Annotated in this window: 19 protein-coding genes; 7 read left to right on the plus strand and 12 right to left on the minus strand. The window is 69.0% G+C overall.

Translation table 11 applies throughout. The annotated features are described in order from the left end of the window. Positions 1-977: efflux RND transporter periplasmic adaptor subunit (locus E8A12_RS08795; RefSeq protein WP_293367726.1), on the plus strand; the 977-nt coding region annotated here is incomplete at its 5' end. Further along, positions 974-2,380, plus strand: coding sequence for an efflux transporter outer membrane subunit (locus tag E8A12_RS08800; protein ID WP_293367728.1), 1,407 nt, complete (start codon positions 974-976; stop codon positions 2,378-2,380). The genes E8A12_RS08795 and E8A12_RS08800, both read left to right, overlap by 4 nt. Here E8A12_RS08800 and E8A12_RS08805 read toward each other — a convergent pair. Further along, on the minus strand, positions 2,377-3,075 hold the full coding sequence (locus E8A12_RS08805) for a helix-turn-helix domain-containing protein (RefSeq protein ID WP_293367730.1): 699 nt from the start codon (positions 3,073-3,075) through the stop codon (positions 2,377-2,379). The two genes, E8A12_RS08800 and E8A12_RS08805, sit on opposite strands and share 4 nt — an antisense overlap. 51 nt (positions 3,076-3,126) lie before the next feature. On the opposite strand from E8A12_RS08805, the gene E8A12_RS08810 reads away from it, so the two are divergent. After that, the gene (locus tag E8A12_RS08810; protein WP_293367732.1) at positions 3,127-4,974 is read left to right on the plus strand and encodes an aspartyl protease family protein; all 1,848 of its coding nucleotides are present in this window, start codon (positions 3,127-3,129) and stop codon (positions 4,972-4,974) included. Between the two features lie 8 nt (positions 4,975-4,982). Here the strand turns inward: E8A12_RS08810 and E8A12_RS08815 are convergent, their stop codons facing one another. From E8A12_RS08815 to E8A12_RS08830, 4 genes are all read right to left on the minus strand, one after another. After that, a complete protein-coding gene (locus tag E8A12_RS08815) occupies positions 4,983-6,356 on the minus strand; it encodes an amidohydrolase family protein (protein ID WP_293367734.1) in 1,374 nt (457 codons plus the stop codon). Then, positions 6,356-7,816 (minus strand): amidohydrolase, encoded by a 1,461-nt coding sequence (locus tag E8A12_RS08820; RefSeq protein WP_293367736.1) that lies wholly within the window; start codon positions 7,814-7,816, stop codon positions 6,356-6,358. The genes E8A12_RS08815 and E8A12_RS08820 overlap by 1 nt, the downstream gene beginning before the upstream one ends. A gap of 131 nt (positions 7,817-7,947) precedes the next feature. Then, a complete protein-coding gene (gene mdoH / locus E8A12_RS08825) occupies positions 7,948-9,858 on the minus strand; it encodes a glucans biosynthesis glucosyltransferase MdoH (RefSeq protein ID WP_293367761.1) in 1,911 nt (636 codons plus the stop codon). 130 nt (positions 9,859-9,988) lie between these two features. Next, positions 9,989-10,648, minus strand: coding sequence for a DUF998 domain-containing protein (locus E8A12_RS08830; RefSeq protein WP_293367738.1), 660 nt, complete (start codon positions 10,646-10,648; stop codon positions 9,989-9,991). 453 nt (positions 10,649-11,101) lie between these two features. Here E8A12_RS08830 and E8A12_RS08835 point away from each other — a divergent pair, with 453 nt between their 5' ends. From E8A12_RS08835 to E8A12_RS08845, 3 genes are all read left to right on the plus strand, one after another. Beyond that, positions 11,102-11,620: an exopolysaccharide biosynthesis protein gene (locus tag E8A12_RS08835; RefSeq protein WP_293367740.1), complete on the plus strand. Its 519-nt coding sequence runs from the start codon at positions 11,102-11,104 to the stop codon at positions 11,618-11,620. 167 nt (positions 11,621-11,787) lie between these two features. Beyond that, positions 11,788-13,314: a DUF2271 domain-containing protein gene (locus E8A12_RS08840; protein ID WP_293367742.1), complete on the plus strand. Its 1,527-nt coding sequence runs from the start codon at positions 11,788-11,790 to the stop codon at positions 13,312-13,314. A gap of 38 nt (positions 13,315-13,352) precedes the next feature. Continuing rightward, entirely contained in the window at positions 13,353-13,952 is a 600-nt protein-coding gene (locus tag E8A12_RS08845; RefSeq protein ID WP_293367743.1) for a PepSY-associated TM helix domain-containing protein, read from the plus strand. 229 nt (positions 13,953-14,181) lie between these two features. On the opposite strand, the gene E8A12_RS08850 is transcribed toward E8A12_RS08845, so the two are convergent. Beyond that, positions 14,182-15,300, minus strand: coding sequence for a transglutaminase-like domain-containing protein (locus tag E8A12_RS08850; protein ID WP_293367745.1), 1,119 nt, complete (start codon positions 15,298-15,300; stop codon positions 14,182-14,184). 98 nt (positions 15,301-15,398) lie between these two features. Next, on the minus strand, positions 15,399-15,950 hold the full coding sequence (locus tag E8A12_RS08855; protein ID WP_293367747.1) for a TlpA disulfide reductase family protein: 552 nt from the start codon (positions 15,948-15,950) through the stop codon (positions 15,399-15,401). Between the two features lie 173 nt (positions 15,951-16,123). Between E8A12_RS08855 and fdhD the strand changes: the two genes are divergently transcribed. Continuing rightward, entirely contained in the window at positions 16,124-16,891 is a 768-nt protein-coding gene (gene fdhD, locus E8A12_RS08860) for a formate dehydrogenase accessory sulfurtransferase FdhD (RefSeq protein ID WP_293367749.1), read from the plus strand. Between the two features lie 6 nt (positions 16,892-16,897). Here fdhD and E8A12_RS08865 read toward each other — a convergent pair whose 3' ends face one another. From E8A12_RS08865 to E8A12_RS08885, 5 genes are all read right to left on the minus strand, one after another. Then, positions 16,898-17,443: an NTP transferase domain-containing protein gene (locus E8A12_RS08865; protein ID WP_293367751.1), complete on the minus strand. Its 546-nt coding sequence runs from the start codon at positions 17,441-17,443 to the stop codon at positions 16,898-16,900. 14 nt (positions 17,444-17,457) lie between these two features. Further along, a complete protein-coding gene (gene fdhE, locus E8A12_RS08870) occupies positions 17,458-18,399 on the minus strand; it encodes a formate dehydrogenase accessory protein FdhE (RefSeq protein ID WP_293367753.1) in 942 nt (313 codons plus the stop codon). Beyond that, positions 18,396-19,061, minus strand: coding sequence for a formate dehydrogenase subunit gamma (locus tag E8A12_RS08875; RefSeq protein WP_293367755.1), 666 nt, complete (start codon positions 19,059-19,061; stop codon positions 18,396-18,398). The genes fdhE and E8A12_RS08875 overlap by 4 nt, the downstream gene beginning before the upstream one ends. Then, positions 19,058-19,969 carry a formate dehydrogenase subunit beta gene (fdxH, locus tag E8A12_RS08880; protein ID WP_293367757.1) on the minus strand — a complete coding sequence of 304 codons (912 nt, stop codon included), beginning with the start codon at positions 19,967-19,969 and terminating at the stop codon, positions 19,058-19,060. The genes E8A12_RS08875 and fdxH overlap by 4 nt, the downstream gene beginning before the upstream one ends. A gap of 27 nt (positions 19,970-19,996) precedes the next feature. Next, positions 19,997-20,688: molybdopterin dinucleotide binding domain-containing protein (locus tag E8A12_RS08885; protein WP_293367759.1), on the minus strand; the 692-nt coding region annotated here is incomplete at its 5' end.

Below are 20,688 nucleotides of genomic sequence, written 5' to 3' on the forward strand. Positions count from 1 at the left end.
GCGACCTGGCCCTGCCCGGCGACGTGCAGGCCTTCTACACCGCCCCGATCCATGCCCGGGTCTCGGGCTACTTGAAGAAGTGGTACGTCGACATCGGAACGCCGGTGAAGTCCGGTCAGGTGCTGGCCGACATCGACACGCCCGATCTCGATCAGCAGGTGCTGCAGGCCCGCGCGGACCTGGCCACCGCCCAGGCCAACCAAAGCCTCGCGGCCACCACCGCCAAGCGTTGGGATGGGCTGGTCGCCGCCGACGCCGTCTCCAAGCAGGAAGCCGAGGAGAAATCGGGCGACCTGGCCGCCAAGAACGCCCTGGTCAATTCCTCGCGCGCCAACCTCAATCGTCTGCTGGCGCTGGAATCATTCAAGAAGATCGCCGCGCCGTTCGCCGGCGTGGTCACCACCCGCTCCACCGACGTCGGGGCCCTGATCAGCGCCACCGGCGGGCCGACCGACCCGGCCCTGTTCACCGTCACCGACCAGCGCAGGCTGCGCATATATGTGCACGTGCCGCAGAACTATTCGGCCCTGATCCACAAGGGTCAGGCAGCCGACCTCGCGGTCCCTGAATACCCCGGCCAGACCTTCAAAGCCGTCGTCGCCAACAACGCCCAGGCCGTGGCGGCGCAGAGCGGCGCGGAGCTGGTCGAGCTGCAGATGGACAACGCCGACGGACGCATCAAGTCGGGCGACTACGCCCAGGTGACCTTTCACATGACCTCGCCCATCACCACCACCCGCATCCCGGTGACCGCCATCCAGTACCGGCACAACGGCGCGGTTGTGGCGGTCGTCGGTGCAGATAATCACGTGAAGATCCGGCCGGTGTCGGTCTCCCGCGACCTGGGCTCGACGGTGGAGATCGGCGCGGGCCTGGATTCGACCGACCGGGTCGTCGACAACCCGCCGGAATCGCTGGCGGACGGCGACCTCGTGCGCATCGCCGGCGCCTCGGTCCGCAAGGCGGCCGGCACGTGACGCGCACCGCGACCCGGCTCTTCGCCACCGCGGCCTCGGCGTTGGCGCTCGCCGCCTGCTCGCTCGCGCCCCCCTATGCGCCGCCCGCGACGCCCGTGGCCCAGGCCTTCAAGGAGCAGGGCCCCTGGACGCCTGCCCAACCCGCCGACGCCCAGCCCCGCGGCCAGTGGTGGGCGATGTTCTCGGACCCGGTCCTGGACGACCTGGAAGGGCGCGCCGAGAAGGCCAACCCCACCCTGGCCGCGGCCGTCGCCGCCTACGATCAGGCCCGCGCGCTCGCCGCCCAGGCCCGCGCCGGGCTGGTTCCGGAGGTCGACGGCTCCGCGCTCGCCAACCGCCAGCGCCGGTCGGACAATCAGCCGCTGCGGGTCGGCGGGCCTGACGCCTATTCGACCGGGCAGGTGGGCGCCTCCGTCGCCTATGAGATCGACCTCTGGGGCCGGCTGCGCAACATCTCCCGCGGCGCCGGCGAGCGGGCCCAGGCCAGCCAGGCGGACCTGCGCTCGGCGCGGCTCAGCCTGCAGGCCGACCTCGCCGACGACTACGTGACGCTGCGCGGCCTCGACGCCCAGCTCCGGCTGCTGGACGTGACTGTCGCCGCCTATATCCGCGCCCTGGACCTCACCCAGATCCTGCACAATGGCGGCAACGCCACCGGCCTGGACGTCGCCCGCGCCCAGACCCAGCTCTCCGGGGCCAAGGCCCAGCGCGCCGACGTGGCCGCCCAGCGCGCTCTGATGGAGCACGCCATCGCCGCCCTGGTGGGCGAGAGCGCATCGGCCTTCAGCCTGGCGCCGGTCGACAAGGACCTGCCGCAACCGGTCGTGGCGGTGAGCGCGCCCTCGCTGCTGCTGCAACGGCGCCCGGACATCGCCGCGGCGGAACGGCGGGCCTCTGCCGCCAACGCCGACGTGGGCGTGGCGCGCGCGGCCCTCTTCCCGGCCCTGACCCTGGACGGCTCGGCAGGCTGGCAGAACACCGGGGTCGGCAATCTGTTGTCGGCGCCCAACACCTTCTGGCTGATCGGGCCTCAGCTGGTCGGCGCGATCTTCGACGGCGGCCGGCGCGCGGCCGGCGTGCGGGCCTCGAAGGCGGCCTTTGAGGAAGCCAGCGCCAACTACCGTGGCGTGGTGCTCGACGCGTTCCGCGACGTGGAGGACCAGATGGCGCTGGCCAACCGCCTGGCGGGCGAGGCCAAGGACGCGGACGATGCGGTGACCGCCGCGCGGCGCACCGAGGATCTCGCCAACATCCGCTACCGCCAGGGCGTGGCCACCTACCTAGACGTGGTCACGGCCCAGACGGCGGCGCTGACTGCCGAGCAGACCGCCATTCAGCTCACCACCCGCCGCCTGCAGGCCAGCGTGAACCTGACCCGCGCGCTCGGCGGCGCCTGGAGCTAGGTGGCCAACCTTCGCAAGGCCGCCGGCGTGGTGCAGGCGAGGCTGCGGATGGCGCGGCTCATGTGCGCCTGGTCGGCGAAGCCGCAATCCTGGGCGATGAAGCTGAGCGGCTCGGCGCAGGCGCGTACCGCGTTGATGGCGCGTCGTGTCCGCTGGATCAGCCGGTAGCCCGCCGGGGTGACGCCGAAGACCTGGCGAAAGCCGCGGCTGATGCTGCCCGGATGAAGACCGTGCGCCCGCGCCCATGGCGTGAGCGGCAGGGCAGGGTCGTCCCGCAGCCCACGCGCCAGCACGTCTGGCCAGTCGGCCCCGCCCTCAGCGCGAGGCCTCGTGGCGGCGAGAAGCTGCCTCGCGGCCTCGGCCCGGTCGTGCTCGGCAAGGCGGGCGATGGCGTCGGGATCGGCCACGCGGCCGGCCGCCAGGCGGGCGTCCGAATCGGCGATCGGCAGCACCAGCACCTCGGCGCCGCGGCCGTCGAAGCGGTCGAGGTGTCTTTCCCAGGCCTGGTGCAGCAGTACGTCGCCCGGCCCCATCCAGTGCCGGCCCGTGTCGCCTGCCTCCACATAGCCGCCCGCCAGCACCAGGGCCGCGAAGCCATGGCCGTGCGGATGACGGGGCAATTGCTGGCGCGGCGGATGGCGCATCCGGCCGGGCTCGGCGACGCGGGCATGTGAAATCTGTTCAAGACCGCTCATGACGCGAAGGGCTACGAGGCCGATACGCAGTTGGCAATTTAAAGGGACGTAATGAGAGGCTTCCTCGCCGCCGCCCTCGGTCTGGCCGCCGCCGGCGCCGCTCATAGCCAGGAGGCGCCGCCCACCGCCGCCGCCGTGCTGGCCGCCAATCACGCTGCGGTCGGCGACGCCTCAGGTGTCGGGGCCGCGCAGTTCGACTACCTGCATAACGGCGCCGGGCTCACCGGACCGCTGGTCGACCGCTTCGACCTCGCCACCGGCGCCTTCGCCGAGACGCAGGACGCCGCCGGCGTCCGCAACGCCGGCGGTTATGACGGCAAGACCCCCTGGCAGATGGATGTCTCCGGGGCCTACACCGCCCAGCAGGGCGGCGACCGCATCGCGGTGGCGATCAACGCGGCCTATCGTTTCGCGAACCTCTGGTGGCGCGCCGGCCGCGGCGGGGCGTCGATCGTCTATGCGGGCCGCGAGACCAAGGACGGACAGGCCCTGGACCACCTGACGGTGACGCCACGCGGCGGAAAGCGGTTCGACGCCTGGTTCGACGCCCAGACCCACCTGCTGATCAAGGTCACCGAGGACCGCCAGTTCTTCCACGACACCGAGACCTACGCCGACTACCGTCGGGAGGGCGGCCTGACGCTGCCGCACAAGGTCATCTCGGACATCGGCGTAGGCCCCGGCGGCATCGAGACCTCGGTCCTGCAGCATGTGGCCTTCGGGCCGGTGAAGCCGCTAAGCGCCTACGCCATGCCGTCGGCGCCGCCCACCGGCGCGTCGATCGCCGGCAGCGCGGCCTCGGCCACCGCGCCGTTTCGGCTGCTCAACAACCACATCTATGTCCAGGCGAGCGTAAACGGCAAAGGCCCCTACACCTTCATCGTCGATACCGGCGGCCACACGCTGTTGTCGCCGCGCATCGTCTCCGACCTGGGGCTCAAGCCGGTGGGCGAGGTCGTGACCAATGGGGCCGGCGAGGGGCATTCCACCTCGGGCTTCGTCCACTTCGACGAGATCGCCATCGGCGGGGTTCGCCTGAAGGATGAGATGGGCTTCGCCACCCAGATCTACGACAAGTCCATCGAGGGCATCGCCGTCGACGGCATGGTGGGCTTCGAGTTGATCCGTCGGATGGTGACCACCATCGACTATGGCCGCCGCACCATCACCTTCGCCGACCCGAGGCGGTTCAAGCCGGGCCCGGCGCTGGGCGTGGCCGTGCCCTTCGTCTTCTATGACCACCTTCCCAATGTGAAGGGATCCATGCAGGGACTGCCGGCGCGCCTCGACATCGACACCGGCTCACGCTCGGAGGTGGATTTCACCAGCCCCTTCGTGAGGGCCAACGACCTGCACAGCCGTTTCGCCAAGGGCGCCAGCGCGGTGACCGGCTGGGGCGTCGGCGGTCCTGCGCGGGACTATATGGTGCATCTGCCGTCCATGATGCTGGGCCCGGTGAAGGTGGAAGATATCGCCGCCGGATTGTCCGAGGCGAGGGGCGGCTCGATCTCCGATCCCAACTACGAAGGCAATGTCGGCAGCGCGCTACTCAAACGGTTCGTGGTGATCTTCGACTACGCCCACCAGGTCATGTATCTGAAGCGGATCAGCCCGGAGCCAGAAGACGTCGGGACCTTCGACCGCTCCGGCCTGTGGATCAATGCCAAGGACGGTGGTTACACAGTCACCGATGTGGCCCAGGGCAGCGCCGGCGCCGAGGCGGGCATCGCGGTCGGCGACGTGATCACCGCCATCGACGGCAGGGCCGTCGTCGATGAAGGCCTCGCGGACGCCCGCAAGCGGTTCCGCTCCGACCCGTCGGGGACCAGGGTCGCGCTCACGATCCGCCGAGGCGGCGAAACCCGGCCCGTCACCCTGACCCTGCGCGACCAAATCTAGGTCGCGCCTCAGGGGTGGGTGTAGCCGGGCGGTAGGGCTCGGCCGAGGTCCTTGTAGCGGTCTCGAAGCTCGGTCTGCCGCGAGGTCATAGGCTGGGCCTGGCCGTGGATGAACACCGCGGTCGGTTGGCTGAGCGGCTCGAAGGGGTCGCCCGTCCAGATCACCAGGTCGGCGTCCTTGCCGGGCTCCAGGCTGCCGGTGCGGTCGGCCACGCCGAAGATCTTCGCCGGGTTGATAGTGATCGCCGCTACGGCGGCGTCATAGGCCATGCCGTGCGACACCGCGCTGCCGGCTTCGTAGCGGGTTTCGCGCACCCGCGCAGATCCGCCGGTGCTCTCGAACGCCACGGTGACGCCCGCCGCCGACAGGCGGCCGGCGTTGTCCATGGTGGCGGCCAGTTCTTCATAGCTTTCCGGCCGGTCGTCGAAGGGATTGAGCAGCACAGGTACGCCTGCCTTGGCGATCTCCGGCGCCACCAGCCAGGCTTCCTGGGCGCCGTCGAGGATCACCTTGATGTGCTCCTCGCGCGCGAAGGCCAGCACCTGGCGGATGTCCGAGGCCCGGTGGACCACGGCGACCAGCGGCATCCTGCCCTCGACCACCGGGATCAGGGCCTCGAGATCTCCCTTGGAGAGCGCCAGATCGCGATAGGCGGCGCGGTCGTAGGCGGCCTTGTTCTTCATGAAGTCGCGGACATCGGCGAAGGCTTCCTTCAGCGCCACGAACTCCGCGCCCCGCGCGCCGCCGGAGACGCGGGCGCCGGATTGTCCGAAGGGCGCCACCATCGCCACCTTGGCCTTGGTCACCAGGACCTCGTGGCCGGCCAGATCGATGACCGCGCCCGAGCCCGCGAAGAGGGCGTGGGACTTGGAGCCCTCGCCGGCCGGGCCGGCGGTGTACTGCGAGGCGTCGTCATCCTCCTCGTCACTATCGCCGCCGCGGCCGCCCACCGGCAGCGGCAGGACGACGGCGCTGGTCAGGCCGCCCAGGCGCGCCACGGGGAACAGGCCGGATTCCGGGTTGAGGCCGTACTGGATGTCGAAGGACGCGCCGATCTCCGGGTTGTTGACCGAGAGGTCATTGCCCAGCGAACCCACCTCCACCGCGCCCAGCAGCGAGCCGGTGGCGAAGAAGCCGGGGGCGACAACGCCGCCGTGGGCGTCGATCACCCGCGCGCCCGCCGGCGCGACGACATTGGCGCCGACGGCAGTGATCTTGCCGTCCTTGAACACCACCGTGCCGGAGGCGATCTCGCCCGCCGGCCCGGCGGTCAGGATCTTGGCGTTGGTGACGGCGACGGTCTCGGCCTTGGCCGTTATTGGGGCCGCGGCGCCGATGGCGAGGACCGCCGCGGCGCAGGCGCTGAACAGAATTCTACGCATCAGCGGACTCCTTCGCCGGACTGGCCGAGGTCGAAGTCCGAGCGCGGCTGGTATCGGGGATCGCGGCGGTCGTAGGCGACGGCGCCGTCCAGGTAGACCCGCTCGGTGCGGGCATAGATCGAGAACGGGTCGTGGTCCCAGATCACCAGATCGGCGCGCTTGCCCGGCTCCAGGCTGCCGGTCTGCTTGTCGACACCGATCGCCTTCGCGGGATTGGAAGTGATCCACCTGATGGCGTCGGCCTCCGAGATCGTGAGGCCGGCGGCGCGGCCGGCGGCGAGCGCTTCGGCGGCCTCCTGATTGAGCCGCTGGATCAGGTCGGGGTCGTCGGACTTGATGATCGCGCAGCCGCCCTTGGCAGCATTGACCAGGGCCGCGTTGGCTTCGATGCCGTCCAGCATCTCCATCTTGCCGCCCCACCAGTTGGCCCAGGTGGCGACGCAGATGTGGTTCTCGGCCAGCAGGTCAGCGATCTTGTAGGCCTCCACCGCGTGGTGGAAGGCTGCGACGTGGTAGCCGAACTCCTTGGAGATATCGATCATCTGAGCCATCTCGTCGGCCCGGTAGCAGTGGTTTTCGACCAGGATCTCGCCACGCAACACGGCCGACAGGGTGTCGAGGCCGAGGTCGCGTTTAGGCGGATCGGCCTTCTCGCCCTTGGCCAACTTGGCGCGGTATTCGTCCCAGCGGCGCTGGTAGTCGGCGGCGTTGATCCAGGCGGCGCGGTAGCCGGCGACATTGCCCATCCGCGTCGAGGGCGCGCGGCCCTTGGAGCCGTAGACTCGCTTGGGGTTCTCGCCGCAGGCCATCTTCAGCACGTAGGGTGCGTCGGGGAACTTCATGTCCTGCACGGTGCGCGCGGGGATGTTGCGCAGCACCACGCCGCGGCCGCCGATCAGGTTACCGGAGCCCGGCAGCACCAGGATGGTGGTCACCCCGCCGACGCGGGCAGTGTTGAAGCCGGGATCCTGTGGCCAGACCGAGTGCTCGGCCCAGACCTCGGCGGTGACCGGATTGGTCAGCTCGTTGCCGTCGGAGTTGGCCGGGACGGCGGGCGAGGCGTAGACGCCCAGGTGGGAGTGGGCGTCGATCAGGCCGGGCGTGACCCATTTACCGTGGGCGTCGACGGTGTCGTAGCCCGCCGGGACCGCGAGGCCCACGCCGACCGCTTCGACCTTGCCGTCCTTGACCAGGACCGTGCCGTTCTCGATCAATTGGCCCGTGCCGGTGAAAACGCTGGCGCCGACCACGGCGGTCGCGTGGCTGGGCATGGCCTTGTAGGTCGAGGGGAAGGCGTCGGCCCGAACCATCGGGTCGAGTCCTGGCGGCAGCGGCTTTGGCCGGGCCGCTGGCGCGGCCGGCGCTGCGCTGGCCTCAGCACTCTTGGCCGGCGGCGCCGTCGCGCAACCGCTCACCGCCGCTGCCGCGATCAACGCGACCGTCAACTTCCACAAACTCATGGAAATGCCCCATCCCCGAAAACGAGGCGGGACGATGGCTCAGCCCGTCGGTCGCGTAAACAGACGGAGCCACAGAATCGACGTGACGCCGTTCGACGGGGCGCTGGCGCCTGTTTTTCAGAGCGACGAGATCAACTGAGAAGTGAGACCGCGTCCTGCGCATGGGGCGCGGCGGCGGACCGCACATTGGCGCGGAACACGACGGGCATGGCGCTGACGCCGAGATCGTCGGGCGTCTTCAGGAGATCGGCCATGGCGCAGTGGCGCGAGGTGAAGACGGCCAGCGGCGCGGCCAGGAGCAGCGGCAGGACGATCGGGGCGAAGCAGACCGAAAGGTCAGGCCGCACGCACAGCGCCGCGACGAAGCCCAGGCCGACGACCATCTGCCAGGACATGGCGCGCAAGGCGTCGCGCCAGGTCACGCCCACCGCGTCGCGCTGTTGCGGCCGCCAGCCGATGTCGCGGCCACGGAGCGTCATGAACACCGCCTTGGTGTTGGCGACCATCAACACCGGCGCAAGCGCCGCGGAGAGCAGGATCTCGGTCCCCATGCCCTTCAGCACGGCCGCCGTTCCGCCGAAGGCGCGGCGCTCGCCGGGCCGGCTCAGGACGAGGAGGCAGCCCAGAATCTTCGGTCCGATCAGCAGGACGCCCGACAGCAGCGAGGTCAGCATGAAGGGCGAGAACCGCGGGTTCAGGAAGTACCAGAAGGTGTCCCAATCGACGGGCTGGTTCAGCTGCAGGCCCAGCCCGATCACCAGCCCGGCGAACCACAGGGGCGAGGACAGGTAGGCCATGGCGCCCATGACCAGCTGGGCCCGGCTCAAGGGATGCAGGCCCTTGGCGGCGATCAGCGGCAGGTGCTGCAGGTTGCCCTGGCACCAGCGGTGGTCGCGCTGCATGAAGTCCAGGATGGTCGGCGGCGTCTCTTCGCAGCTCCCATCGAGGGCGGCGGTGACGTGGACCGCCCAGCCGGCCCGGCGCAGCAGCGCGGCCTCCACCACGTCATGGCTGAGCACGTGGCCGCCGAACGGCTTCACCCCCGGCAGGATCGGCAGACCCGAACTCTCGGCGAAGGCGCGGGTGCGCACGATGGCGTTGTGGCCCCAGTAGCTGGCCTCCGAGCCGGCCCACCAGGCCAGGCCGGCGGCGGCCACGCGGCCGTACATGCGCACCCCGAACTGCGACATCCGCGCGAACAGGGTCGTGGCGCCGGTGATGGTCGGCGCGGTCTGGATCAGGCCCACGCCGCGGTTGCGCTCCATGGCGTCGGCCAGGCGCAGCAAGGTCTCGCCGGCCATGGTGCTGTCGGCGTCGAGCACCACCATGTACTCGTAGGCGCCGCCGAACCGCCGCACCCAGTCGGAGATGTTGCCGGCCTTGCGCTCGGTGTTCTGGAGGCGGCGGCGCATGTAGAGGCAGCTGTGCGCGGCGGGGCGCATGGCGCGGAAGGCGACGGCCTCGGCGGCGGCGCAGTCCTCGCGGGTCGAGTCGCTGAGCACGAAGATATCGAAGGCCGACGAGACACCCAGGCGGGCCAGCGAGGCGTCGAGGGCGGCCAGGCGGGCGAAGGCGGCTGCGGCGTCTTCGTTGTAGAGCGGCATCAACAGCGCCGTGCGCTCCGACGGCAGGGCCGGGTGGGGCGAGAAGTCGAGGTCATCCTGCTCGCGCCCGCTGGAAAGCACGAAATGCCCGGCAACGGCCGTGCAGAACCAGGTGGCGATCGCGCTGCAAAGCACGAGGAACACGCCGAGGCCGACCGTTTCCATGCCTCGCGAGCCGGTGCGGGCGTAGAGGACGTATGGGCCGATGGCGATCAGGGCGGTCAGGAGCAGGGCGCCGCCAAAGACGGCAAGCCGGCGGCGGCGCACGTCCGGCGGGGAGGTGATCGGCGTGTGCGGCGCAAGATCGGGGCCTTCATGCTCTTCCAGCGACTGGCGCGGCATCGCCAGCGGCGCTTCCGGCGGCAGCCATGGGGCAGGCGCGGTCGTCGCCTCAAGGGCGGGGCTCGGTCTTTCCAGGCGGCTCGCCAGCGTGGTCATCGGCCTCACGTTCCCCCGCCTCAGGTCAGAGGCGCCCATCCGCAGTGGTGCAACGCAGCATTCTAGGGATTCGCGCGCAATCAATCACGAACTTGTGAATTCTCCCAATCGCCTGATTATTGGGCGTTGTCTAGGCGGTTTTGGGCGCCGGTGACTCATATCGCAGGCGCCGCTCCAGCAGGTAAGCCGCGACGCCGACCCAACCGACCAGGATGATGGCGTAGCCGCGCTCCCACCACCCGACGTTGTCGTCGTTCACCAGGTTGGGCAGGATCAGGTGTTTGGTCAGGACGGTGAGGATGGCCATGACCAAAAATGCCAGGGCCAGGAACACCTTGAGCCGTCGCAGGTCCTGCCGAGGCCAAAGGCCCCACAGCAGCAGCAGGGGCGCGAGCTGGATCCCCAGGGCCAGATTGATCGCCAGGTGCCGCTTGTCCGGCCAGTGATAGATCGCCGACTCCATCAGGCCGTAGCCGGCCAACGCGAAGACGACTGCGGTCAGCGCGGCGACCGCCCGCCCTCGGGTCAAGGCGGCGATGGCCAGGCCAAAACCGACACCGGCCAGGGTCGCCATGGCGCCGGCCACGAACACCCCGGTGTTGAAGATCAGTGGCTGGCTCGCCGACGCCCCGCCCAGTTCGCTGAGGTACTGCCGCGCGTGATTGAAGTGAGGATAGGCGGCCATCGCAGTCAGCGTGGAGGCCAGGGCGAGGAGCGGCGCCGCCACCCCGCAGGCGAGCATCAGCCGTCGTCGGCGGAAATGTCCCTCGAAGATCGGCAAGGCCGTCACGCCGCGCCCTCTGCTGCTCGCCCAAGCCCCATGAGGGGCAACCTACAGGGTCGCGCGGCGCCCGGGCAATGCGGTCCGGACGCGACCGGACGTCTCGTCCCGGGCGGCGGACTTGCGCAAAAGATGCTCATAACTGAGGCGCCGCGCCTCGCCTGAGGCATTTCGCACCGCAGCGAGATCAAGCCGCGCCGAAGGTCTGGCCCACCCGCCGCGCCGGCCTTCAATGAAGCTGCGCCGGTGATGTGATTCGGCTGAGTATTGGCCGGGGTCCGTCGTCGTGGAGGCCGTCGTCGCAGCTCCCTTGGGGCGACGGCCCCTGACGGCCCGAGCCCTCGCGCCCGAAGCCACAAGGGCGGCAAAAAGCCAAGTCTGAACGCCGCGCCCGCCGGCCGTCGTCAGCCCATGTCCTGAACACAGAAACCGGCGCAGTCCCTTGCGGCCGCCCTGCGACGGATGCTGCGCGGCCGCAAGGTCCACCTGACGCTCGCAGAGATCGTCTCGCGGGCGGAAGGCGATGGCGGCCTGGGGCCGGTGCTGTTCGTCCTGGCCCTACCGTTGCTGATGGTGGCGCTGCAGATCGTCGCCGGCCGAAGGCGCCTCTGGCTGCCCGACGTGCTGGCGCGACGGTCCGTCGAGCGTGGCGAACTCGTCAAGCTGATGTCGCGGCTGCTGCCGCTGCTGAACCGCCTGGAGACCATGGTGCGGCCACGTTGGCGCGTCCTGACCGGCGTGGTCGGGGTGCGCGTCGTGGGCGTGGCCTGCTCGGTCTTCGCGATGCTCCTCATCCTGCCGATCCCGTTCGCCAACCTGGTTCCCTCGCTGGGTCTGGGAATCTTCGCCCTGGGCCTGGCGCGAATGGATGGACTGCTGGTCCTGGCCGGCTACGGCCTGCTGGCCCTGACAACGGCAGGGATCGTGCTGGGCTTGCACGGCATCGTGTTTGGCCTGGGCCATCTGCGCGCGATGTTCTAAGCCGGCCTGGCGCCCTCGGGACTGCGCGCGCTCGCCTTAGCGGAGATTTGTCCGCGACCCACGGAGGGCGGCATGGCTCACCATCCAGCGGGAAAAAATACAGCCCTATTTCTGTAACAGATCCCCACTATCCACCGACATCTCCGCCGCCCACTGAGCTCGCCTGCATGACCTCTGTCCGCTTTTGGCTTCTGGCGACCGCCGCCTTAGCGCCTGCCTGCCTGGCGCAGCCTGCCCAGGCTGCCGTTCACCGCTTCCATCAGGACCACGTCCTGGGCACCTCGATGGACCTGGTGGTGGTTGGAGCCGATGCGCAGGAGGCCGCCAGGGCGCTGGTCGCAGTCCGGGCCGAAATCCACCGCCTGGACAAGGTGCTGAGCGGATGGCGGCCGGACTCTGAGCTGGCGCGCCTGAACGCCTCGACCGCGCCGATGATCGTCTCTGAGGACCTGTTCCGAGTGATCGATCGGTGTGAACAGCTGCGGCAGGACTGTGGCGGCGCGTTCAGCGCGCGGATGGGCAAGGTCGAAGCCATCTGGCGCGGGGCGGCGCGATCAGGTGCGGCGGTCGACACCAGGGCCGTGGGCCGCGCGGCTCGGACCGCAGACCAGGCCCGGGTGGTTCTTGATCCTCATACCCGCTCGATCGATCGGGACGGGGTCGAATTCGCCGTCGACGCCTTGGCCAAGGGCTACATCGTCGACGCCGCGCTCGAGGCGGCGGGCCGCGCGGCGCCGGGCGCATCGGGAATGATGCTCGACATAGGCGGCGACCTGCGCTGCCGGGGCGCATCGCCCGATCCCTCCGGCTGGTGCGTAGGCTTGGCCAAGGCGTCCGACGCCGACAACATCTCGCTGGCGCAGGCCGTTCGCGTCCGCAACAAGGCTGTGGCCACCAGTGGGCCCGGGGCCCGCGACTTCAAGATCACCGGGGACGGCGTGAGCCACACCCTCGCCCCAGCGTCGGGCAGGCCCGCGGACCGTCGCACGGTCACGGTCGTGGCCGACTGTGCGGCGACCGCCGACGCCCTGGCGACAGCGCTCAGCGTGACTCCGACCGCTGAGGGCCTGGCCATGGCCGAGCGGGCCGGCGCAGACGGCCGCATCGTCGAAGCCGATGGGCGCCTGTGGACGACGGCCGGCTGGGACGGACTTCTCGCGCCGGAAATCCAGAGCGCGCAGCAGGCCCCGCCACATCTTTTCCGCGTCGCGGCGACGGCCAACATCGCCCCTTGGCCGGTCGGCTTCGAGGTCGGCATCGACTACGAGATCGCCTACGTTCCCGCCGGCCGGTACCGGCCGCCGTTCGTGGTCATCTGGATCGCCGACGCCCAGGGCCACACGGTGCGGACGCTCTACCACCTTGGCAACCGGCCCCGGCGCTATCTCGACAGCAACTATGCCTGGTGGAACGGTTTCAACGCCGATGGGAACGGGCTTCAAAAGCTCGACAGCGTGACCCGCCCCAGCCGCGAACCCGGCCGATATACCGCCATGTGGGACGGCAAGGACGACCGGGGAATGCCGGTCGGCCAGGGGCGCTATACGATCAATATCGAAATGACCCGGGAACACGGCGGTCACAGCCTGCAGACGATCGCCCTGGACCTTGGCCGCGCGCCGGCTTCCGGCTCGGCGAGCGGCCAGGGCGAATCCGGGTCCGCTTCGGCGAGCTACGGCCGGCCCGCCGCGTGAACGCCCCCGTACGCAAGGAGACTTTACCCCGGAAGAAGATGAGCCTGGACAGGGGCTCGGTGTTCCGCCTGTGCCGGATGCTCCACGCCTACCTGTCCGCCTTCGCCTTCATCGCTCTCTTCTTTTTCTCGGCGACCGGCATCCTGCTGAACCATCCGGAGTGGTTCGAGAACTATCAGCCCGTGGAAAAGCCAGTCGCCTTCGCCCTGTCGCCGGCCGAGCTGGCGGCCGCCAAGGCAAGCAAGGACCCTGGGCGCGCCCTGGCGGAGCGGGCGGCGGCCAAGGCGCCCCTGGCCGGCGCCTATGCAAGCGCAGACATGGCCGGCCCGCAGGCTCTGGTGCGGTTGGAAGGCCCCAAAGGCTCGACCGACCTGACCATCGACCTGACCACCGGAGCGGCTACCGGCAAGGTCAGCCGGGCCAACCTGCTGGCCATCATCCAGGACCTGCATCGCGGCAAGAACAGCGGCGTCCCCTGGCGCTTCGTGATCGACGTCACGGCCTATGTCGTGCTGGCCCTCTCGTTGATCGGCTACGTGCTGTTCTTCAGCCTCAGGTTCCGCCTGCGCACGAGCTTGGTCCTCACCGGCGTGAGTTTGTTGATCCTGACCGGGATCGCCGTCTGGCTGGTCCCATGAGCTACACTCTTGATTTGCGCTGATTCACCGTGAGGCGGCGGCGCATCGAATGCCCCAGATGTACTTCGGCCGCCAAGCCACGCTGCAGGGGGTTGGCGGTGCGGTCAGTCCAACGCCAACTCGTCTCCAGGGATGCTCAAACCCTAACCCACGCCAGGCTCCAGCCCATGACCTCCCGCCAATCAACCAGGGCGGCTGAGCGTCGTTCGCGCCGGCTCGGCGCGATGAGTCACACCGTCAGTTCTTTCGCCGCGATCGTGTAGCGGAAGCTGTCTGGGGCCAGCTCGTCGAAGCGGCCGCTAGTGTTCTGCCCTTGCGGGTACATCAGGAAGGGCAAGGTGGTCTGAGCGCCGCTCCCTGGCAGGTCAATGTCATGGGCGCTATTGAAGCCCACCCAGTTGCCTTCCCAGCTGCCGAACAGGGCTTTCTTCACCGGGACAATTAGCGGGTTGTTGAGGTCACGGATCCACTCCGGCTTTTCCTGGCGCATCACCTTCAGGACGTCCGCCGGGTCCATGGCTACCCAGCCGTAGTCGCGCAGGTAGACCTCGGCGCGGCAGTGCTGTGCGCCCTTCAAGCTGGTGGGATTGCCACCGAGTTCGCGATAGCCGAAGGCCGAGGGCGCGACACGCAGGCCGTAGAGGTCGCGGGCCGGCATACCGGCCGATCGGCACAGGCCGACGAAGAGCGCATTGAGGTCGGCGCATTTGCCGCCTAGGTCACCAGATTCCAGCATGGCCTTGATGTCGCCGGCGCCGCAGCCGCGCACCTTGGGTTCGCGGTAAGCGTTGGTCACCACCCAGTTGTAGATGCCACGCGCCTTTTCGACGTCGGTGGTCGCGCCCTGCGTGGCGGCGAGCGCGGTGACGTGGACGATGCCGTCCAGCGGCTGCAGCTCAGTCGGCGCAAGATTGGCCTTCAGCACCGCCTGACTTTCATGCGCCGCCGCGGGCTTGGACCAATCGACGGCGCGGTTGCGCGTCTGGACGCGACTGGTGACCGTCAGGGTTGGCGCGGCCTCACCGGGCGCGAACTGCGCATGCAGCATTCGCGCACCGGACTTGGGGTCTGTGACCAGCGTGGCGCTCGCCGCATTACCGGACCAAGTGGTGGCGAGGCTGCGCTGGAAATCGTTGTCCAATTGGGGCGCGGGCAGCCAGAGCTGGGTGGCGCCCTGGACATCGGCGACGTTCACCGTCGTGACGACATCGAAACTGCGCCATGCGCCCACCCGTGGCTCGAACCGGGGCTCGGCGGCGGGTTGGGCTCGGGCGGCTCGCGGCAGGGTCTGCGCCATCGCGAGACCCAGACCGGTTTGCAGCAAGGTGCGGCGGGTGGATTGAGTCATGGCTCCTCTCTAGCGCTTCCCAAATACAACGACTTCGGGTCGCTGAAGAGCCCGACGCCATTTTATCAGCTGCGCTGACCTGGCGACGCGGCGGCGCACTAGAGGATGGCCGCGACCCAACGGTCCGCGGACGCACTGCTCCAGTCACATTCGCCCACGATAACGGATTGCGCCCGGCCGTGCCGATCAACCAGGACGGTGCTGGGGAAGACGCGCACGCCAAAGGCCTTGGCCGCGCCGCCATCGCGGTCCCGCAGCACCGGCAGGCCGAACGGCACGGCCTCCAGGAATCGGTGAACAGCCCCATCAGTTTCGCGGAAGTTGATGGCCATTACCTGGAGCCCCTGGGCCTGATGTTGCGCCGCCAGGCGCTCGAGAGACGGCATCTCCCGGCGGCAGGGTTCGCACCAACTGGCCCAGAAGTTGAGCAGCAGCGGCCGGCCCCGGGTCGAGGCAAGGCTCCAAATCGCGCCATCCTGGGTCGGCAGCTTGAGGCTTGGCGTGGCGCTTTCCCGCGGCCAAGGGCGAACCTCCTCGCCCGCCGCCAGCCAGGGCCACGCCCAGGCGGCGGAGGCCGCCGCGGCGATCCATTGCCGGCGGCTTGCCAGCTGTCCTTTGTCCATCACATTCGTTCCGCGTAGCCGCGCCATCTGGTCTGACAGAGCTAGCCCTGGTCTTTGGCCGGCCGCTATCGATGATCTGAGCCTGCCTTCGGGCCTGTTGCATGTAAGCTGTGTTCGCCAACCTCGCGTAGCCCGCCATGACCCTTCGACAGAGCTCTCCAGGTTCTCTACCCGCCAGCCTCCGCGCGCCGGTCGTGCGGGTGAGCTCGCATGGCGCCGCGCTGGATCACCGCGAAGTCCCGGATGAGACCGCTGTCGCGCTGGTGCACGACGGCTCGACGACGGCGGTGATGATGGCCACCCCGTCCGACCTTGAGGATTTTGCCCTGGGCTTCAGCCTGACCGAGGGGATCATCGCCGACGCCTCGGAGATCGAGAACCTGGAGGTCGTCGAGACCAAACTTGGGATCGAGGTGCGGATGTGGCTCGCCCGCCCGCGTTCGGAGGCGCTCGCCAGCCGGCGACGCTATCTGGCGGGACCGACGGGGTGCGGGCTTTGCGGCATCGACAGCCTGAGCGAGGCCCGACGCGCCAGCCCCAAGGTCGCGGAAGGTCTCCAGATCTCGGCAATCGACATCGCAGCGGCGCTCGAGGCGCTGCCGGAGCGCCAGACGCTCGGCGCCGCGACGCGGGCGGTGCATGCGGCGGGATGGTGGGCGCTCTCTGGTGGCTTTGTCTGCCTTCGCGAGGACGTGGGCCGTCACAACGCGCTCGATAAGTTGGTCGGCGCGCTGAGGGCGGCGCACGAGCCTAGGCCGGAGGGTGTCCTGTTCCTGACCAGCCGCGTCTCTGTGGAGATGGTGCAGAAGGCGGCGGTCCTGGGCGCCCAGGTTCTGGTCGCGGTCTCAGCGCCGACGGCCTTGGCGATCCGCACGGCGGATGAGGCTGCGATCACGCTGGTCGGCGTGGCCCGGCGCGACGGGTTCGAGATCTTCACGCGGCCGGACCGGATTTCTGGACGGGCGTAGTCGGGCTCAGCCGCTCGGCCCCAGGTCGGCCAGGAGGCGCAGGCGCTCCTGCGGTGTGTTAGCTCCCCTCAGTCTTAACCGGATCTCTTCGCTGCAGGGCAGGACCGCCAGGTCCGCGGTCTGCACGAGCCGCTTCAGCGGCCACTGCGCCTGCATGGTCGCGGGAACGGCGGCAAGATCGATCACCATCGGCAGCGGCAGACCCTCATAGGCGGCGCCCGGCTCGCCGGCCTCTAGTAGCGGACGGATATCGCTGGCCGCCACCGTCGGCGCATCGACCGCCAGGATGAGTGCGCGTGCGAAACCTTCGCCCCGAAGCCGCTCTGCCGCGGCGAGGATGCCGCCACATGGACCCGCGCCCGGAGCCGCGTCGAGCACGGCGGGTAGCCCGTGGTCTGCGCCCGCGGTCAGCACTTTACCGATGCCCAGCTCGTGTGAGAGGGCCACCAGGCGATCGATTGCGCAGACGCCGTTCCAGTCAAGGCGCGCCTTATCCACGCCCATTCGGGATGACGAACCGCCGCAAAGGATGACCGTGGCTGGGCGATCCAAGGCGAGTCTCCGGCCTAGCCAGTCAACACCAGCGGGTTCGGCGCGTGGCGCGACCAGCCCGCCTCGGCGGCCAATACGTCCAGCCCAAGCGTGGCGAGATCATCGGCGACCGGGTCTACCCTGGTGTCCTGCGCCTGATACAGCATCTTCGCGTAGCTGCGGCAGTCCCCGCAGACCTCGGCCCTGACGGCGCCGGAGCCGCCCTCGATGCTGAGCAGGAACAGCTCGCGCGACTCGCCGCAGGTTATGCAGGACGCACGCACATGGTTCCAGGCCGTCGAGCATAGCGAACAATGCAGGTAGCGCGCGCCGGGCGTCTTGCCCGACGCCGTCACCATGCCCGATACCGGCAGCGAGCCGCAGCACGGACAGAGGCCTCGTTCCGGCAGCAGCCGCAGGTCCTGTGCGGAAAGTCCTCCTGCGAGCCGGGTGAAATAGACCTGCAGGGCCGCTGCCACATAGAGCGCTGCGCCACTGTCGGCGGCCGCGACGCCGCCGCTGAGAAAGTCGTCCGCCAGCTTTTCCGCCGCCGCCGCGCCGCGCGCGCGCAAGCTCTGCATCACCGCGCGCGCTTCCCTCGGGACCGCCGCGGCGAAAGGCCCGCTTTCGGAATGGCCGAGCAGGGCGAGGAGCCCTTCGCGCCAGATCGGGTGGCGGCGATGGCCGTCGGCGGCGAGCGGCGGCATGCGCGCTTCGACGGCTTGGCGCACCAGGGCGGCGTCGGGGCCGGCGAGGGGGGCGAGCGCGGCCATCGCGTCATGCTGGGCCTGCGCCAGGCTCACCATGAAGCGCAGCCAGTCGGCCATCGGGTGGTCGCCAGACAAGGCCTCCAGCCGCGTCGCCGTGGCGGCGAAGCGCGTGGTTGGGTCGGGCAGGATCAGCGGGTCGGGAGCGTCTACTCCGCCTTGCGGTTTGCCGATCCAGCTTCCAGTGGGGGCTGTCTCGCCCTGTCTCACGGAGTCCCCTCAGCGCGCGGCTGCGGCCCGCTGGATTTGCGCCTGGCCAGTTCGCGCAGCCACTTGCGGTGATGGCGCCATGCCCAGCCGGGCGTTACGTCACCGCGGGTCATCGCGCGCAGCGAGCCTCGCACCCAGATCCCGGCATAGACATGAGTGATCCAGACCGCGATGGCGGCGATGGCCGCGAACGAGTGCAGCAGGACCGCGATCCGCTGAGCCAACAGCGGCGTGAGGCCGCCGAAATAGACCTCCCAGATCACCAGACCGGTGAAGAGCAGCGCCGGGATCAACAGGACCATGGCCCAGAAGACGAACTTCTGGCCGGCGTTGAACTGACCAACCTCAGGAACGCCTTCCTCCTGGTTTTGCAGGATCAGGTCGAACTTGCGCACCCAGGCGGTGTCGTCCTGGTTCCACATGTTCTCGCGCCAGAACTGCGCCACCAGTCCGGCATAGCTGGCCACCAGGGCGATCCCAATCCATGGATGGACCGCACGGGTCCATTGGCCGCCGCCGAAGAGGGCCGAAAGGAAGAAGAAGATCGGGTGGAACATGGCAAGGCCAGACAGCGTGAGCAGCACGAAGCAGATCGCCGTGATCCAGTGGTTGACCCGCGTCACCGTCGCATAACGGACCACATTTTCTGGCGACCGGCTCATCGAGCATCATCCTGCTGATCGAGCAGGCGGCGTCCATTCGCCTCGTCCTCCGGCTCGACTTCGTTCGGGCCGGCCACCACCGAGTGGAAGAAGCCCGCGATCGCCGCCAACGCAATGCCGGCGACGGCGAGGGGCTTTACCGCTCCTTTCCAGAGCCCGACAAACGGGCTGATCGCCGGGCGATCTGGAAGGCCCGCATAGATCGACGGCCTGTCGGCGTGGTGCAGCACGTACATCACATGCGTGCCGCCGACCCCTGCCGGGTCGTAGAGGCCCGCATCAGCGAAGCCGCGGGACTTCAACTCCGCGACCCGCTCGCCGGCCCAGGCGGTCATGTCCGATTTCGAACCGAACATGATCGCCCCGGTCGGACAGGCTTTCACGCAAGCGGGCTCCAGCCCAACGGAGACGCGGTCGGAACAGAGGGTGCATTTGTAGGACTTGTGGTCGACCGGGCTGACCCGCGGGATATCGAACGGGCAGCCTTTCACGCAGTAGCCGCAGCCGATGCAGGCATCACTGTTGAAGTCGACGATTCCGTTGGCGTACTGCACGATCGCGCCCGGCGCGGGGCAAGCCTTCAGGCAGCCCGGATCCTCGCAATGCATGCAGCCGTCCTTGCGGATCAGCCATTCCAGATCGCCCTTGTCGTTCTCCCATTCGGTGAAGCGCATCAGGGTCCAGGTGTTCGGGTCCAGGTCCTTGGGGTTGTCGTAGGAGCCCTCGAAATGTCCGACCTCGCCGCGCAGGTCGTTCCATTCCATGCAGGCGGACTGGCAGGCCTTGCAGCCGATGCAGCGGCTGACGTCGATCAGCTTGGCTACTTCCTGCTCGTGGCGGCGGGCCGAGGGCGGCGTCAGCGTCGAGGCCGAGCGGCGGATGTAGTCCTGTGATTGAAGCTCTGACATGGACGACTCCTCGGGCCAGCGGCGACGTCAGGTCGCCGGCCCGCTTGCTTTCTCGATGTTGACCAGGAAGGCCTTGAACTCCGGCGTCTGCGAGTTGGCGTCGCCCACCGACGGGGTCAGGGTATTGGCGCCGAAGCCCTTGCGGGCCTGGCCGGTGAAGCCCCAGTGGATAGGCACCCCGACGACGTGAGTCGGCTTGCCATCCACCTGCAGTGGCTTAATGCGCTTGGTCACATAGGCCTTGCAGACCACGAACCCGCGCTTCGAGGACACCCGCACCCAGCCGCCCTGCCCGATGCCCTTCTCCTTGGCCAGGGCCTCGCCGATTTCGATGAACTCCTCGGGCTGCAGGATCGAGTTTATCAAAGCGTGCTTGGTCCAGAAGTGGAAATGCTCGGTCAGGCGATAGGTGGTGGCCACATAGGGGAAGTCGGTCGAGCTTCCGAAGGCGGCCCTGTCGTCGGCGAACACCCGCGCGGCGGGATTGGACTTCACCTTGGGATGCAGGAGGTTCGGGCTCGGCGATTCGAAGGGCTCGTAGTGCTCCGGGAACGGGCCTTCCGCCATCTGGTCGCGGGCAAACAACCGCCCGGTGCCTTCGGCGTTCATGATGAAGGGGCCGGCCGTGTCCGACGGCGGGATGGTCGGCACGAAGTCGGGCACGTCGATGCCCGTCCATTTGCTGCCGTTCCACTCGATGACCGGCTTCTGCGGATTCC

The sequence above is a fragment of the Phenylobacterium sp. genome (assembly GCF_004799395.1).
GTDB lineage: Bacteria > Pseudomonadota > Alphaproteobacteria > Caulobacterales > Caulobacteraceae > Phenylobacterium.